The organism is Streptomyces pacificus (assembly GCF_011766325.1).
Lineage (GTDB): Bacteria > Actinomycetota > Actinomycetes > Streptomycetales > Streptomycetaceae > Streptomyces > Streptomyces pacificus.
Genome location: NZ_BLLG01000024.1, coordinates 1 through 14,322, shown reverse-complemented (window position 1 = coordinate 14,322; position 14,322 = coordinate 1). Strand labels below are relative to the sequence as shown.

11 protein-coding genes and 2 pseudogenes are annotated in these 14,322 nt (G+C 72.5%); 9 read left to right on the top strand and 4 right to left on the bottom strand.

The window, feature by feature from the left end; translation table 11 throughout:
- The first annotated feature begins 8 nt into the window (after positions 1-8).
- Positions 9-494 carry an ATP-binding protein gene (locus tag SCWH03_RS25975; protein WP_173266969.1) on the top strand — a complete coding sequence of 162 codons (486 nt, stop codon included), beginning with the start codon at positions 9-11 and terminating at the stop codon, positions 492-494.
- A gap of 439 nt (positions 495-933) precedes the next feature.
- On the opposite strand, the gene SCWH03_RS25970 is transcribed toward SCWH03_RS25975, so the two are convergent.
- Positions 934-1,173 (bottom strand): DUF397 domain-containing protein, encoded by a 240-nt coding sequence (locus SCWH03_RS25970; protein ID WP_173266967.1) that lies wholly within the window; start codon positions 1,171-1,173, stop codon positions 934-936.
- 479 nt (positions 1,174-1,652) lie between these two features.
- The gene (locus SCWH03_RS25965; RefSeq protein WP_308788889.1) at positions 1,653-2,810 is read right to left on the bottom strand and encodes a DUF2786 domain-containing protein; all 1,158 of its coding nucleotides are present in this window, start codon (positions 2,808-2,810) and stop codon (positions 1,653-1,655) included.
- Positions 2,811-3,042: 232 nt separating this feature from the next.
- Between SCWH03_RS25965 and SCWH03_RS25960 the strand changes: the two genes are divergently transcribed.
- Positions 3,043-3,600, top strand: a complete 558-nt coding sequence (locus SCWH03_RS25960) for a sugar O-acetyltransferase (RefSeq protein ID WP_173266965.1) — start codon at positions 3,043-3,045, stop codon at positions 3,598-3,600.
- 277 nt (positions 3,601-3,877) lie between these two features.
- The gene (locus SCWH03_RS25955; RefSeq protein ID WP_173266962.1) at positions 3,878-5,563 is read left to right on the top strand and encodes a bifunctional 3'-5' exonuclease/DNA polymerase; all 1,686 of its coding nucleotides are present in this window, start codon (positions 3,878-3,880) and stop codon (positions 5,561-5,563) included.
- A gap of 314 nt (positions 5,564-5,877) precedes the next feature.
- Here the strand turns inward: SCWH03_RS25955 and SCWH03_RS25950 are convergent, their stop codons facing one another.
- Both SCWH03_RS25950 and SCWH03_RS25945 read right to left on the bottom strand, forming a co-directional pair.
- Positions 5,878-8,019, bottom strand: coding sequence for a hypothetical protein (locus SCWH03_RS25950; protein ID WP_173266960.1), 2,142 nt, complete (start codon positions 8,017-8,019; stop codon positions 5,878-5,880).
- On the bottom strand, positions 8,016-9,761 hold the full coding sequence (locus SCWH03_RS25945) for a DEAD/DEAH box helicase (protein WP_173266958.1): 1,746 nt from the start codon (positions 9,759-9,761) through the stop codon (positions 8,016-8,018). The genes SCWH03_RS25950 and SCWH03_RS25945 overlap by 4 nt, the downstream gene beginning before the upstream one ends.
- Positions 9,762-9,935: 174 nt before the next feature.
- Here SCWH03_RS25945 and SCWH03_RS25940 point away from each other — a divergent pair, with 174 nt between their 5' ends.
- The 6 genes and pseudogenes from SCWH03_RS25940 to SCWH03_RS25915 form a co-directional block, all read left to right on the top strand.
- The gene (locus tag SCWH03_RS25940; RefSeq protein ID WP_173266957.1) at positions 9,936-11,105 is read left to right on the top strand and encodes a hypothetical protein; all 1,170 of its coding nucleotides are present in this window, start codon (positions 9,936-9,938) and stop codon (positions 11,103-11,105) included.
- Positions 11,106-11,814: 709 nt separating this feature from the next.
- A pseudogene (locus tag SCWH03_RS29990) lies at positions 11,815-12,021 on the top strand (DUF6444 domain-containing protein); the annotation flags it as partial.
- Between the two features lie 122 nt (positions 12,022-12,143).
- Complete coding sequence (locus SCWH03_RS25930) at positions 12,144-12,353, top strand: MbtH family protein (RefSeq protein WP_308788888.1); 210 nt, start codon at positions 12,144-12,146, stop codon at positions 12,351-12,353.
- 58 nt (positions 12,354-12,411) lie between these two features.
- On the top strand, positions 12,412-13,077 hold the full coding sequence (locus tag SCWH03_RS25925; protein WP_173266953.1) for a response regulator: 666 nt from the start codon (positions 12,412-12,414) through the stop codon (positions 13,075-13,077).
- A gap of 144 nt (positions 13,078-13,221) precedes the next feature.
- On the top strand, positions 13,222-13,533 hold the full coding sequence (locus SCWH03_RS25920; protein ID WP_173266951.1) for a transposase: 312 nt from the start codon (positions 13,222-13,224) through the stop codon (positions 13,531-13,533).
- Positions 13,530-14,210, top strand: a pseudogene (locus SCWH03_RS25915) (IS3 family transposase); the annotation flags it as partial. The gene SCWH03_RS25920 and the pseudogene SCWH03_RS25915, both read left to right, overlap by 4 nt.
- Positions 14,211-14,322: the final 112 nt, after the last annotated feature.

Below are 14,322 nucleotides of genomic sequence, written 5' to 3'. Positions count from 1 at the left end.
TGCCTCGCATGGGAACGAATGGATCGACCATGCTCGAGCCGTTACGGCAGGGCCTTCCGCCGATCGACCCCGCGGCCGTGTCCAGCTCCGCCACGTGCGCGCTGCCCGCCCGCTACGAAGCAGTGCGCGGCGCGCGGAAGTTCACCAGCAGGACGCTGACCCGTTGGGACCTCGACGAGCGCTTCGACGACGTCGCACTGGTCGTCTCCGAACTCGTCACCAACGCACTGAGGCACGCCCTGCCCGCGGACGCGCCGCGCGACCAGGAGCCCCCGGTGCGGCTCCACCTGATGCGCTGGACGAGCCGGCTGGTGTGCGCCGTGCGGGACCCCAGCGAAGACGGTCCGGTGGCCGGCGAGGCGGAGGACTCGGCCGAGTGCGGCCGGGGGCTCTTCCTCGTCGACTCCTTCAGCGACGGCTGGGGCTGGCACCCGCTGGCGGGGCCGCTCACCGGGAAGGTCGTCTGGGCGCTGTTCCGCCTGCCCCCGACGTGACCCCCCGTGCCCCGACGTGAGCCCCGCGCCTCGGACCTGCCGCACTCCGGGTCGCCGCGGCCGCCCCGGAGCCGCGGATCGCCGTGGCCCCGCTCCCTGACGACGGTCCCGTCCGTGACGGTCGTCCCGTCCATGACGGTCGTCACGGACGAGCGGCAGACCGCAACCTGCCGGTCAGCGGACCGCCCCTGCCGTCCCGCTCCGAACGGGCCGGCTCGCCGAGTGGGCCGACCAGCGCCGCGTCAGGCGGGGTTCGCCCGTCGAGGAGGAGGGCACGGCGCGGCGTCCGGTGCGGTGCACGGCGTCTGGTGCGCCGCACCGCGCCGGATCGATCCCGCCGGGGACCTGCTCCATCGATCCGGCAACACCGCGAGTCGCCGTGCCGGGCATGCCGGGCGTGCCGGGCACCGCGAGGGGGCGAACGTCGCCCGAGGTGGCACTAACCGTCGGCGAGGTGGTCGAACTCACCGTCCTTCACGCCCAGCAGCATGGCCCTTATCTCGGCCGGCGTGTAGACGAGCGCCGGCCCCTCGGGGAAGCGCGAGTTGCGCACGGCGACATCTCCGCCGGGCAGTCGTGCGAACTCCACACACGATCCCTGGGAGTTGCTGTGCCTGCTCTTCTGCCAGGCGGCCCCGTGAAGCTCTGTGGCCGCCATGCCGTTGTACACGTCGTGCACAGGACGCTCCCCGAGTTGCAAGGTTCAGGTGTCAACTGTCGTGGATCATAGCCGTGTTCACGTGCAGTCGCATGAGCATATGCACGTGCACGCACTGTACTTCCATGGTGACAACGACCACCGCACCCCGCACGGAAGCCCCGACGGCCGCCTTCGGTCACATCGGGCGGCCGTCCGCGACCTCCCCTGCCTCACCGTGCGGACTCACCGGGGCTGAAGCGCGGTGCGCCAGGGAAGACGCGCGAACCGACACCATGGAGGCGAAGCACCCGGCCCTCCCCCGCGGAGCGGCCCCGACGGAGCGCCCCCGGAGGGACCCGGCCACCCGAGCGCGTCAGCGGGACGACGACGCATGCGGCAGCAGGTCCGGTGCGCTTCGCCGTTCGCCGCACGCGACCGAAGCGGGAGAATCCGGCCCGCCGGCCGCTCGCCGACCCGCGCGGCCCCTCGGGGAGCCGTCGGCGACCGGCGCCCGTCCGCTAGTGCCCTGGAAGCTCGCCCCCGTGGTCCGTACCGCATACTCGGGCACCGTCTGCCGCCGCGGTGCCGTCGCGCCAGCCTGCCGCGTCCGCGGCGCCGCGGACGCGGGTGCGGACCGTGTTCGGGAAGAGGCTTTCCGCGTGGTCGGCTACGGCGACATCGCGGGCCCCGAGGGCCGGCAGGAGGTCGCCCCCGGTAGTGTCCTGCGCCACCTGGGAGGCCGCACGCGCCAGCCGGTCGCCGATGCGGTGTGCGTATGCCAGCAGGAACGACTGCCGAAACGTCTTCGTCCGCTTGCGCCCGCCGGCACGCTGGGACGCCTCAGCGCGGGTCATCGCCGTCGTCGCCTGCACCAGCAGGGAGGCGTACAGCAGCTCCACCGACTCCAGGTCCGACTCGAAGCCGACGACCGTCGAGAAGCCGAAACCGCCGTCCCAGACCGCGCGGCAGCGGTTCGCCGAGGCCACCGCGTCCAGCAGGATCGCCTTGGCCGCCTCGTACGGCGCGTCCACGCCGATCCGGCAGGCGCCCGGCCCATCCACGCGGTGGGCGCGGGCGGCGAGCATCGCGGCGTCGATGCTGTGGCGCGCCATCAGCTCCTGGGCCTTCGCCGTCAGCGCCTCCGCCTCCTCCGGATAGCCGGTGGCTTCGGCCTTCGCGAGGAGAGCGCGGATCCGGGTGAGCATCCGCGGCTCGGCAACGGCGGGGGCCGAGCTCGGGCAGACGGCCGTCCCCGGGGCCGTCCCCGGGATCGGCCCCACCGGCTCGACCACCGGCAGCCGTACCAGGAGCCGGTACAACTCGAGCACGGCGGCCGCGTGCGAGAACCGGTCCGCGGGGGGCCGCTCGCTCCCTCCGTCCCGCAGTCCGTCGAGCTGGGCCCGCCAGCGCGGCGGCAGATCGTCCCCGTAGCGCCGGGCCTCCCCCACGATGAGGGCAGCGGCCGACTCCCCATGGCGCTCACCGAGATCGCGACGGACGATCCGCATGACATCCGCGGGCTGCCAGCCGCGCTCCCACGCCCGGCGCACGAACTCCTCCCCGCGCCGGACCAGTTCCGCGTCGGCGTCGGGCGGCGCGGCCGCCAGCAGCGAGGCGCCCATGTCGAGCGCGTCGTCGTCATCGGCGTACAGCGCCCCAGCGAGCGCACGCTCCACCACATCCACGCCGAACGAGAGTACGCGAGCCCCCGCCTCGCGCCCCGCGCAGGCCCCGGGGCATGGATGCCCGGGGTCTGCGCGGGGCTGCTCCGGGGCGACATACCGGCGGACGTGGGACCCGCGCCCCGCCAGACCGGAGCCTCCACGCCCGGCTGGACCACCCGGTCGAGACGCGGCACCGCCCTGGACGGGGCGCTGGCGGCCCCCGCCGAGGCAGTACGGTGGCGCCATGGGCGAGAACAAGCAGCGCATGCTGGCGGGCGACTGGTACCGCCCCGACGACCCCGACCTGGCCGCCGAAAGCGAACGACGCTCCCGGCTCTGCGCGGCGTACAACGCCGAGTGCTGCGACCCGCCCGTCGCGCGGGACGCGCTCCTCACCGAACTCCTCGGCTCCGTCGGCCGCGGCGTCCGGATCCACCCACCGTTCCGATGCAACTTCGGCTATCACATCCACGTCGGCGAGGGCACGTTCGTCAACTTCGGAGCCGTGTTCCTGGACGTCGCGCCCATCAGGATCGGCGAGTACTGCCAGTTCGGGCCCAGCGTCCAGCTGCTCACCCCCTCCCACGAACTCGACGCCGCGCGCCGCCGCGAGGGCTGGGAGAAGGGGGACCCGATCACGGTCGGCGACAACGTGTGGCTCGGTGGCGGCGTCATCGTCTGCCCCGGTGTGACGATCGGCGACGACACGGTGGTCGGAGCCGGGGCCGTCGTCACCCGCGACCTGCCGCCGGGGGTGCTGGCGGTGGGCAACCCGGCACGGGTGATCCGCACACTCACCTGACGGCAGGCCGGCGTGGCGGTCCGTACCGGCTGCACCACGCCGGCGGTGGCCGCGCCCCGGCCCCGCGACCGACGCGAAAGCCCGCGCCCCATACGCCACCGACACCACGCGGGACGCGCCCGCGGACCGACACCACGCAGACCCGTGCCGGGCACCGCGCCGGCCCGCGCTCCGCACGCGACCGGCAGCCCGACACCGCGTACGCTCCCCGAGCGCCGCCGCGGACCGCACGGCGGCGGGCGCGGCGCTGTCAGTCGTGGGTGCGAGACTCGGCACCGTGAACGGACGGTGGGCCCTGGCCCCTGCCGAGGAAGGCGGAGCGGTGCTCGTGCCGCTCGGCCCGGACGGGCTGCCCGCCGGAGAGGTACGCACAGAGGCCGATCTCGTCACTGCGGTGAGGTCGCGGCCGGCAGTCGCACGGTGGGTGTGGCGGTCCACGGCCGAGGTCTACCCGCGGCTGCTCGCGGCCGGCGTGCGGGTCGACCGGTGCTACGACATCGAGGACGCCGAACTGCTCCTGCTCGGGTACGAAGGGCGGCACGGTGAGCCGCGTTCCGCGGCCGCCGCCTGGGCGCGGCTGCGGCGCGCCCCCGTCCCGGACGACCCGCCGCCGCGCGCCGCCGTCCCCGGCTCGCAGTCGTCGCTGTTCGAACCGGAGCCGGTGGCCGTGCCGTTCGACGGTCTGCTGGAGGTCTATGCCGAGCAGCAGCGACGGCACCACACCACCGAGCACCCCGGCCGGATGCGGCTGCTGACGGCAGCCCAGTCCGCGGGGATGCTGGTCGCTTCGGACATGAACCGGTCAGGTCTGCCGTGGCGGGCTGACGTCCACCGGGACGTGCTGCGCGAACTCCTCGGCGAGCGGTACGCGGGAGGGGGCGAGCCGCGCCGCCTCGCCGAGCTGGCCGACGAGGTCTCGGCTGCGTTCGGGCACCGGGTACGCCCCGATCTGCCCGCGGACGTCGTCAGGGCGTTCGCCCGGGCCGGGGTCACGGTGCGGTCGACCCGGCGCTGGGAGCTGGAGGAGATCGACCATCCGGCGGTGCGTCCGCTGATCACCTACAAGAAGCTGTACCGGATCTGGACGGCACACGGCTGGAGCTGGCTGCAGGACTGGGTACGGGACGGCCGCTTCCGGCCCGGGTACCTGCCCGGCGGCACGGTGTCCGGCCGCTGGACCACCAACGGCGGTGGCGCTCTGCAGATCCCCAAGGTCATCCGGCGCGCCGTGGCGGCGGACGACGGCTGGCGGCTCGTGGTGGCCGACGCCGACCAGATGGAGCCCAGGGTGCTCGCCGCGATCTCCCGCGACCCGGGGCTGATGGAGGTCGCCGCACACGACGGTGACCTGTACACCCGGCTGTCGGACCGGGCGTTCTCCGGGGACCGTGAGCACGCCAAGATCGCGCTGCTCGGCGCCGTCTACGGCCAGACAAGCGGCGACGGGCTGAAGAACCTCGCCGCGCTGCGCCGCCGCTTCCCCCGTGCGGTGGCCTACGTGGACGACGCGGCACGTGCCGGTGAGGAGGGCCGACTCGTCCGCACCTGGCTGGGCCGCACCAGCCCGCCGGCGGCCGGCGACGGCGACGGCGACGAAGCCGGTATTCCGCAGGAGAGCGGCGGCGACGCCCCCGCCCGGAGCGGGTTCACCCCGGGTTACGCCTCGACGGACACCCGGGCCCGCGGCAGGTTCACCCGTAACTTCGTCGTCCAGGGCAGTGCCGCGGACTGGGCACTGCTGCTGCTCGCCGCACTCCGCAGGGCGACCGTGGGCATGCGTGCCGAGTTGGTCTTCTTCCAGCACGACGAGGTGATCGTGCACTGCCCGGCGGATGAGGCCGAGGAGGTGGTGCGGGCGATCCGCACCGCCGGTGAGCTGGCCGGGCGGATCGCCTTCGGAGAGACGCCGGTGCGGTTCCCCTTCACGACGGCGGTGGTGGAGCGCTATGCGGACGCCAAGTGACCGACCCGCCCCGACCCGGCGCCGCCCTCGTCCCCCTCGTCCCTCCGTCCGCTCCGTCCGCTCCATCCCGCTCCGTCCATGCCCTTCGATGATGGCCAGGCACGCCTCGGGTCGGCGCACGGCGAGGCAGGCGCAGCCGGTCGGAGACTACGGCGGGTACGCCCGGGCGAGGTCCACCGGACCGGGCGGCTCACGGGTGGGTGCGTTGCCGAGGCCAGCGCTTCGGCGGCGTCGCAGACCGTGCTGCCCCGGGACCCTCCCGAGGTTGCGCTCGCGCCTCCGGCCGGCACCACGCGTCCCGGTCGCGGTGGCCACTACCAGGGCTGGTCCTGGGTCAGCTTCAGCAGGCGCTGCAGGTGCGCGCCGGCCTTGCGCAGGTCGGCCTCGGGGACCTGCCACAGCAGTGCCGCGTCGCCGTAGCCGCCCCCGCCCGCACCGCTCCAGTAGCAGGCGGACCGTTCGACGGCGGCGGCGAGGACCGCGACCGGGTAACGCTCACGCAACGCCTCCGGGTCGGCAAGCCGCCACCAGGAAGCCAGGGCCCGGGCGGCCAGATGCGCCCCCTGCCGGGCGGAGGTGCGCTGCCACAGCAGGTCGGCGACCGGGTCCACTTCGGCACCGGTGCGCAGCAGGCGGCTGGTCGGCTCGGTACCGCCCGCGCGGTAGCGGGCCATCATGGTGGCGGCGTTCAACGCGAAAGGAGTCGCGTAGGGCATGACCTCGACGACCGACCGGTCGGACCCGGGGGACCAGCGCAGCAGGTAGTCGTGGTGGCCCTGGTCGGTGTGGACCTCGCCTCCTGCGCTGTCCCATCCGCGTCTCCCCTCGGCGGGGAAGACCGTGGCGCTGCAGGACTCCACCCGCTCCCCGGAGCGGACGCCGATCCCGTGGAGCGGCCCGGCGGCGCCGTACAGCCGCAGCAGTGCGGCGGCGGGCGAGTCCGGGGCGCACAGCCGCTCCAGCTTGCGGCGGTCGCCCCCCGCGGCGTTCTCCCAGAAGGTGAAGGCGCGCTTCCGCAGGGTCTGGGGATCGGCGGATCGGCGCTGCGGTCGGGACTGCGGTCGGGACTGGGCATGGCCGGGTGCGGCGGCAGTCCGGTCGGAGGCGGCCCGCGCTGCGGACGCCTCGGCGATCCGACCTGCCTCCGCCCCGCCCCCACCCCTGCCTCGACGCACAGCACCACCCGCCGCCTCGGCCCCTCGTGCATCCCCCTGCCTGACAACAGGGACGGCGCCCGGCCCCACAGCAGCGGCGGCGCCCGGGTGCTCCGGCGCAACCGCGCCTTTCGCAGATGCGCCGGCGTGCCCGGCGGCGCCGTCACGAGGCGGGGGTACGGATTCCGGGACCGGCCTCGGCGCGGCGCGCTTGGGAGCCAGGCATCGCTCGCAGCCCAGGTGGGTCTTGGCGGCGACCAACTGCGCACCGCTGCGGGCGCAGGCCGGACAGCGCAAGGGGGCGAACTCCCCAGCGGGCAGCAGCCAGTCCAGGTCCAGCGGATAGCGCCGCTCGCCCCGGCGGACATCCAGCGCGAGACGTAGCACCGGGACTCTCAGCAGGTAGAGCCGGTAGGGCGTGAGCGTATGGCGGGCACGGTACTTCTCGGCGATCTCGGCCAGACGGCGGGCCCGCTCCTCGCACGTGCTCTCGATTCGGGCGCGCAGCAACGCCGCGCGATCGTCTGGCGCGTTGGCGGCACGGCGCTCCAGGGAGTCCACGGCTGCCGCGTAGTACGCCTCGGCACGGGCGCGCTCCTTGGCGTGCGCATCGGCAATCTGCCCGGCCAGTCCGTCACGGCGCAGTCCGGCGGCGGTCTCCAGCATCCCGTACGCCTCGGCGAGGGCCGCCACCAGGTCCGGCCGGCTGGTGGAGGCGTGGTCCAGGGCGGCGCCCCCGCCGGGCAGCGCGGTCTCGGCACGGGGGTCGGGGCCGGTGCGGGCGAGGCGCTCGGTCACCCCCGCCGGCAGCCGTAGGCGGCTGGGCACGTCGACGAACACCTCGCCCTGCTCCTGGAAGTGGTCCTCCGCGGAGAGTTCGTAGCCGACCAGGGCGCCCACGCGCAGCACCGGCCGCAGAGCCCGCTGGGGCGGGGATTCGGCGCGCGGATCGAGGCGACCGTGGTCGACCGGCAGATGCTCTCGGGCCTTGGCCAGCAGCGTGGCCGCATCGGGCGGCACGGAGCGCGGTGCTGCCAGGGTGAGGGTGCCGGTGTCACCCGCGGCCAGCACGCTCTCCGCTGCTCTGGCGACCATCGGGTGCCCGGTCACCAGCAGCAGGGCGCCGTCCTCCCGGGCGACATCGGGGTCAGCGGTGACCGCGGTCTCCTCGGGCAGCTCCAGTTCACTCGAAAGGGCAGCGGGCAGGAGGGCCAGTGCGGTGTCCCCGGCGTCCTCCCACAGCCCGCCCCGGTGCTCGACCCAGTCCAGCCAGAAGGCGAGACCGGCCTCCTTCCTGATCATCGGCCCGCCTCGCGCTCGTCATCGCCGCCGACCAGTCGATCGACCGCACCGCGGCTGTCGAGGTAGTCCGTACGGGCACTGACCAGCCGCTCGCCCAGGCGCTCCAGGCGCTCGGCGAACTCCGCGTCGTCCTCGGCGGTGGCGAAGGCGTCGAAGACGGAGGCCTCGAAGTCGAAGTCCTCGTCCACCCGGCCCAGGATCATGTCGAGTTCGCCGACCACGAGTTCGAACAGATTGATCTTGGACTCAAGGACGTGCAGGATCCGCTGCTCGATGGTGCCCCGGGAGACCAGATTGGTCAGCACCACGTCGTGCTCCTGTCCCACCCGGTGCAGCCGGCCCAGGCGCTGCTCGATCTGCATGGGGTTCCACGGCAGGTCGACATTGGCCATCACATGGCAGAACTGCAGGTTGCGGCCCTCTCCGGCGGACTCCGTGGACAGCAGCACCGGCGCGGAATCCCGGAAGGCGGCCACCGCGGCTTCCTTGTCGCGGCGCGAGAGACTGCCGTGGTAGACCGCCGCGGGCACGCCCTCGCGCTCCAGCCGTGCGGCGAGCGCTTCCAGGGTCCGCCGGAAGGCGGTGAACACCAGTACCTTCTCCCCCTGGCCGTTGTGCCGGCGCAACCGCTCCAGCAGGAGGTCGGCCTTGGTGGACCCCTCGATCTCCCGGGCCAGTGCCGCCAGGTCGGTCCAGCCGACCTTGGCCAGGGTCGGCGCGGCGGCCTGCGGGCTCGACCCGGCCAGCCTGGTCAGCCCGCGCAGGGTCAGCAGCCGCGCCGAGGAGGCGCCCTCGGCCTCCTCCCTGATCCTGGCCGCGATCCCCGCGTACAACTCGGCCTCCTCCCGCGAGGGGGCCACCAGCACCGTCTCGGCCAGCCGCTGCGGCAGCAGCACCTCGACCTCGCTGCGCCGGTGACGCACCATCACCTCCCGGGTACGTGCCCGCAGCTCTGCCGGATTGCGGGGCGCCGACGCATCCGCCCCGGATCCGGCATGGCGCTGGCGGAACTGCGCGGGAGTGCCCAGCAGTCCGGGCGCGACCAGACTCACGAGTTCATACAGGTCCTGCAACCGGTTCTCCACCGGAGTCGCGGTGAGCAGCAGGAGATAGCGGGCGCGCAGGGCCCTGGCGAGCTTTCCCGAGGCGCTGCGCGGATTGCGCAACCGGTGCGCCTCGTCCGCCACCACCACATCCCACTGGCTCTCGGTCAGCCGGGATTTGAGCGGCTCCCGGCGTGCGGCGGCGATCGAGGCGAGCACCACCGGCCGGTCGCTGTCCGCCTCCGTCCAGCCCTGCCCCCGGGCGATCGCCGTGGGCAGGCCGAACTTGCGCTCCAGTTCCTCGCGCCACTGCTCCACCAACCCCGCCGGGGTGAGCACCAGCGTCCGGTCCGCCAACCCCCGCATCCGCAGTTCGGACAGGACCAGCCCCGCCTCGATGGTCTTGCCCAGCCCCACCTCGTCCGCGAGGATCGCCCGGCCGCGCATCCGCCGCAGCACCGTCTGAGCGGTCTGCAGCTGGTACCCGAACGGCGCGAAGGACAGATGCGGAAGCGACAGGAACGAGTCGAAGCCCGGTCTGCGCCATACCTCCACCGCCGCATCCACCAGCGCCGAGGTGACCGGATCCACCGGAGCGGCCCCCAGCCGGGCCAACAGCGCGGCAAACGCGTCAGGCAGCCCTTCGGGCCGCGCAGCCGGGCCGCCTTCTGCGGGAGCGGCAAGGGTGACGGTACTCAAGCGACCTCGCTCGGGGAGCTGCGGAAAGGATAAGGACGGGCACGCTCCGTCACCCGCACGGGCCAGCGTACCGACTGCACCGCGACGGCCATAACCGCCGCCGAAACCCCGTCCAGGGGATCGCGTCCGGGACCGCGGGACGATCCGGGGCGCCTGTCGGTAGGCTGCGCAAGCGTGAGCGTGTACCAGTACTACGAGTTCCAGGCCATCGACCGGCCGTTGACCCGGGACGAACTCGACGGGGTGAGGGCGCTGTCGAGCCGGGCCCGGATCAGCGCGACCCACTTCGTCAACGAGTACCACTACGGCAACTTCCGCGGCGATGAGCGCAAACTGATGGAGCGGCTGTACGACGCGCATCTGTACTTCGCCAACTGGGGATCACGGCGTCTGATGCTGCGCCTGCCCACCGCCCTGCTGCCCTCCCGCAGCGCCGAACCGTACTGCGCGGAAGACGCCCTGAGCTGCTGGACCAGAAAGGGGCACCTGCTGCTCGAATTCTCCTACGACGACGAGGACGGCGGCGAGTGGGACTTCGAGACCTCCTCCACGCTCGCCTCGTTCACCGCCTTGCGTGCCGAACTCGCCGCGGGCGACCTGCGCCCCCTCTATCTGGCGTGGCTGTCCGCACTCACCCGCTGGGAGCTGGAGGAGGACGTCGACGAGGACGAGTACGCCTCCGCCTTCGAGCCGCCCGTCCCCGCCGGTCTCGGCCGGCTCACGGGGGCGCAGCGCGCCCTGGCCGACTTCCTGCACGTCGACCCGCATCTGCTCACCGCGGCTGCCCGTGCCAGTGATGCCGCCCCTCCGAGTGAGGTCGACGAGGAGTCGCTCGCCGACTGGATCCGCACCCTGCCGCAGCGCGAGAAGGACACCCTGCTGCTGAACGCCGCCCTGGGCAAAGCCCCGCAGCCGGGCCCCACTCTGCTGGCGCGCCACCGCGCCGCGTCCCACGCCACGAAGAAGCCGTGCACCTCGACATCACGGCGGTCGGCCGCGGAGCTCCTCGACGCCGCCTACCGGGTGCGCAGCGAGCACACCCGGCAGCAGGGGCGGGCCCGCGCCCAAGCACGCCGAGCCGAACAGCGGGGCCGCGACGGCCACCTGGACCGCCTGGCCGCGAACACCGGGCAAGCCTGGCAGGACGCCGACCATCTGATCGGGCAGAAGCGGCCCGGCCCCTACGACACCGCCGTCACCCTCCTGAAGGACCTCAGGGAAGTCCACGACCGGGCGGGCACCCCCGAGGAGTTCCAACGGCGCCTTGACGACCTGGGCGAACGGCATCGCGGCAAGCCCTCGTTCATGCAGCGCCTCACCGACGCCGGCCTGACAGCCGGCTGAGGGGGCCTCGGTCCTGGTCGCGGAGGTCCTGGTCGCGGAGCCCTCGAGCCAGGACCCGGAGCACAGCGAGGGCAACGCGGCTCCCCGGTCGTGCGGACCGCCGCGAGCGGCGTCGTCCCCGGCCCGCTCCTTGTCGTTCGGGTTCGGGATCCGGAGAAACCGTCCAGCCTGCTGAACTTCCGCGATCAAAGCGGCTCCGACTTCCGCCGGCGATGGCTGTGGGGGCTTCGCGGTGCGCTGCGGAGCCGGCGTCCCCGCGGGCTGGACGCTCATCTCTCGCCTGGTATGAGTCCGTCCTGGCGGCACTCGTGGGAGCCGCTCGGGACCCGTCCCCGGAAGGGGGGCTCCCAAGCGGCTCCCCAAACAGGCCCACAAGGCAAGCGAGGCCCGGCGCTGATCCCTCAGCACCGGGCCTGACCTGGTACTTCACTGTCGGGGTGGCGGGATTTGAACCCACGACCTCTTCGTCCCGAAGCAACTCGGGTGGGTGCTCGACCTCGGGCTGCCGTGCCTATCACCTGCGGAGACGGTCCACAGGTGTGCGCGGTTGTCCGCCGGTGTCCGTCGGCGTTGTCACGCAGTTAGACACTCACCAGCGACTCGCGACGAATGACGTCCCGGGGCGCGGCAGCTGGTGACTGTTTACGGCTGGGCGTGATCTGCGGTGGCGTGGTGCAGAGTGATCGTTGGGGTCGGGTAGGTTGATCTTGTGTCCTCGACTCCGCCGCCGCAGCCCTCGTACGAGGACCTGGCCGCGCTGATCGTGGAGTTGAAGCTGCTGGTGTCCGCGCAGGCCGAGACGATCACGGTGCAGGCGGAGCGGATCGCGGAGCTGGAGCGGCAGGTCGCCGCCGACTCGCACAACTCGTCCAGGCCGCCGTCCAGTGACGGGCTGCGCAAGAAGCCCGCGCCGAAGTCGCTGCGGAAGGCCACCGGGCGTAAGCCGGGGCGGGCGAAGGGGAATCCGGGCGGGCGGCTGGAACAGGTCGCCGACCCGGACCGGATAATCGATCACTATCCGGCCGCCTGCGGCGACTCCTGGTGCTGGTCAATGAAGAGGGCCAGTACTCGCTCTGGCCGGGCTTCGCCGATGTACCCGAGGGGTGGAGGGTGGTCCTCCCTGAGACTGACCGCGAGTCCGCCGTGGCCTATGTCAACGAGCACTGGACGGATATGCGGCCGCGTAGCCTGGTGAGGGCGATGCGGGACGCCGTGGGAGACGGCCGGTCCACCTCGTGCACGACGTGACCTGACCGGGTCCGGAAGGCGGCGTACGGCTCGCGGTGATGCGGCAGAATCCAACCCTGTGACTATTCGCTTATTGATCGCAGACGACCAGGAGATGGTCCGACGGGGTATGCGGCGCATCGTGGAGAGCCAACCTGACATGCAGGTGGTCGGGGAGGCGGAGAACGGCGTTGACGCCGTGGACATGGCACGTGCGCTCGCGCCGGACGTGGCGTTGGTGGACATCCGGATGCCACGGATGGACGGCTTGGAGGTGACCCGCCTGCTGGCTGGCCCTGGCGTGCGGAACCCGGTGCGGGTCGTCGTCGTCACGACCTTCGACCTCGACGAGTACGTCTATCCCGCGCTGCGTTTCGGGGCGTCGGGGTTCCTGCTCAAACGTTCGGGTCCAGCGCTGCTTGTGGAGGCGGTGCGAGCGGCGGTGGCGGGCGACAGCCTGATCAGTCCGTCCGTCACCGTGCAGCTTCTGCAGCACGTCACTGGTCCCCCGGCGACTGGACGCACACCGCGGGACTCGGGCCTGACCGAGCGCGAAGTCGAGATCGCCGGCAAGGTGGCCGAGGGGAAGACGAACTCGGACATCGCGGATGAGTTGTTCATCTCGGCGGGCACGGTGAAGACCCATGTGGCGAGCATCCAGCGAAAGCTGGGGGTGCGTAATCGGGTGGGCGTAGCCGTGCGCGCCTGGGAACTTGGGTACGCCACCGGCCGGACATCCGGCTGAGTTCCCGTGCTGATGCCCGCGGATATGCCGTTCGGCAGATGCGTGGAACAGGTATCCGTGCTGGTCTCTCAGTGAGCTGCACTGGTTCTCGTGGAGTCCCTGAAGCTTGGGTTACGCTTCCAGGCGTAAGGAGAACCACGAGCAATGCCAGCACCCCGTAAATATCCTGATGAGCTGCGTGAGCGCGCGGTGCGCGAGGTCCGCTCGAGCGGACGTCCCATCGCGCACGTCGCCCGCGACCTTGGCATCCACAAGGAGGCCCTGCGCGGCTGGGTCCGCCAGGCCGAGGCGGACGCCGGTGAACGCGACGACCGGCTGACGACTGCCGAGCGCGAGGAGTTGAAGGAACTCCGCAAGGAGAATGCCGAGTTGAGGCGGGCCAACGAGATCCTGAAGGCCGCCTCGGTGTTTTTTGCCCAGGAGATCGACCGTCCCCGGACGAGGCCGAGCAGGTGATCGACCACCTGCGCGACAAGGGCCTCGGGGTCGATCCCGTCTGCCGGGTGCTGGACCTGTCACCGTCGACGTACTTCGCGCGCAAGACGCGGCCGAAGTCGGCTCGCCGGCTCCGCGATGAGGAGCTGATTCCGCTGGTCACAGGCGTTTGGGAGGACTCCGGCCACACCTACGGCGCCCGCCGCATCACCCGCGCGCTGGTCCGCGCCGGCCACCGCGTCGCCCGCTGCACGGTCGAGCGGCTGATGGGCGAGCTCGGTATCGAGGGCGTCATCCGCGGACAGCGCCGCCGCACCACGGTCCCCGAACCGGCCGCGCCGCGCCCGCCGGACCTGGTCAACCGCCGCTTCACCGCCGAGCGGCCCAACCAGCTCTGGCCGGCAGATCTCACCTACATCCGCACATGGTCGGGGTGGGTCTGCGTGGCGTTCGTCCTGGACGCGTACTCACGCCGGATCGTGGGCTGGCAGGCCGCCACGCACATGCGCACGGACCTGCCGCTGGACGCGCTGGAGATGGCGCTGTGGAGGCAGAAGATCAAGAAGGACGCCGAGCTCATCCACCACAGCGACAGAGGGTCGCAATACGTGTCCATTCGCTATACGGAACGTCTCACGGAGGTCGGGGCTTCCGCGTCGGTGGGGTCCGTCGCGGACAGCTATGACAAACCGTTGTCATCACACTGCGCTCCTTTGCGATTGTGCGGATAGAGCTGCCTCGCGGGCCGCGATGCGGTCGCTGATTTTGATGCCCTGGGCGGCCTCGGGAGCGGGGTGGTCGGGGCCGGGC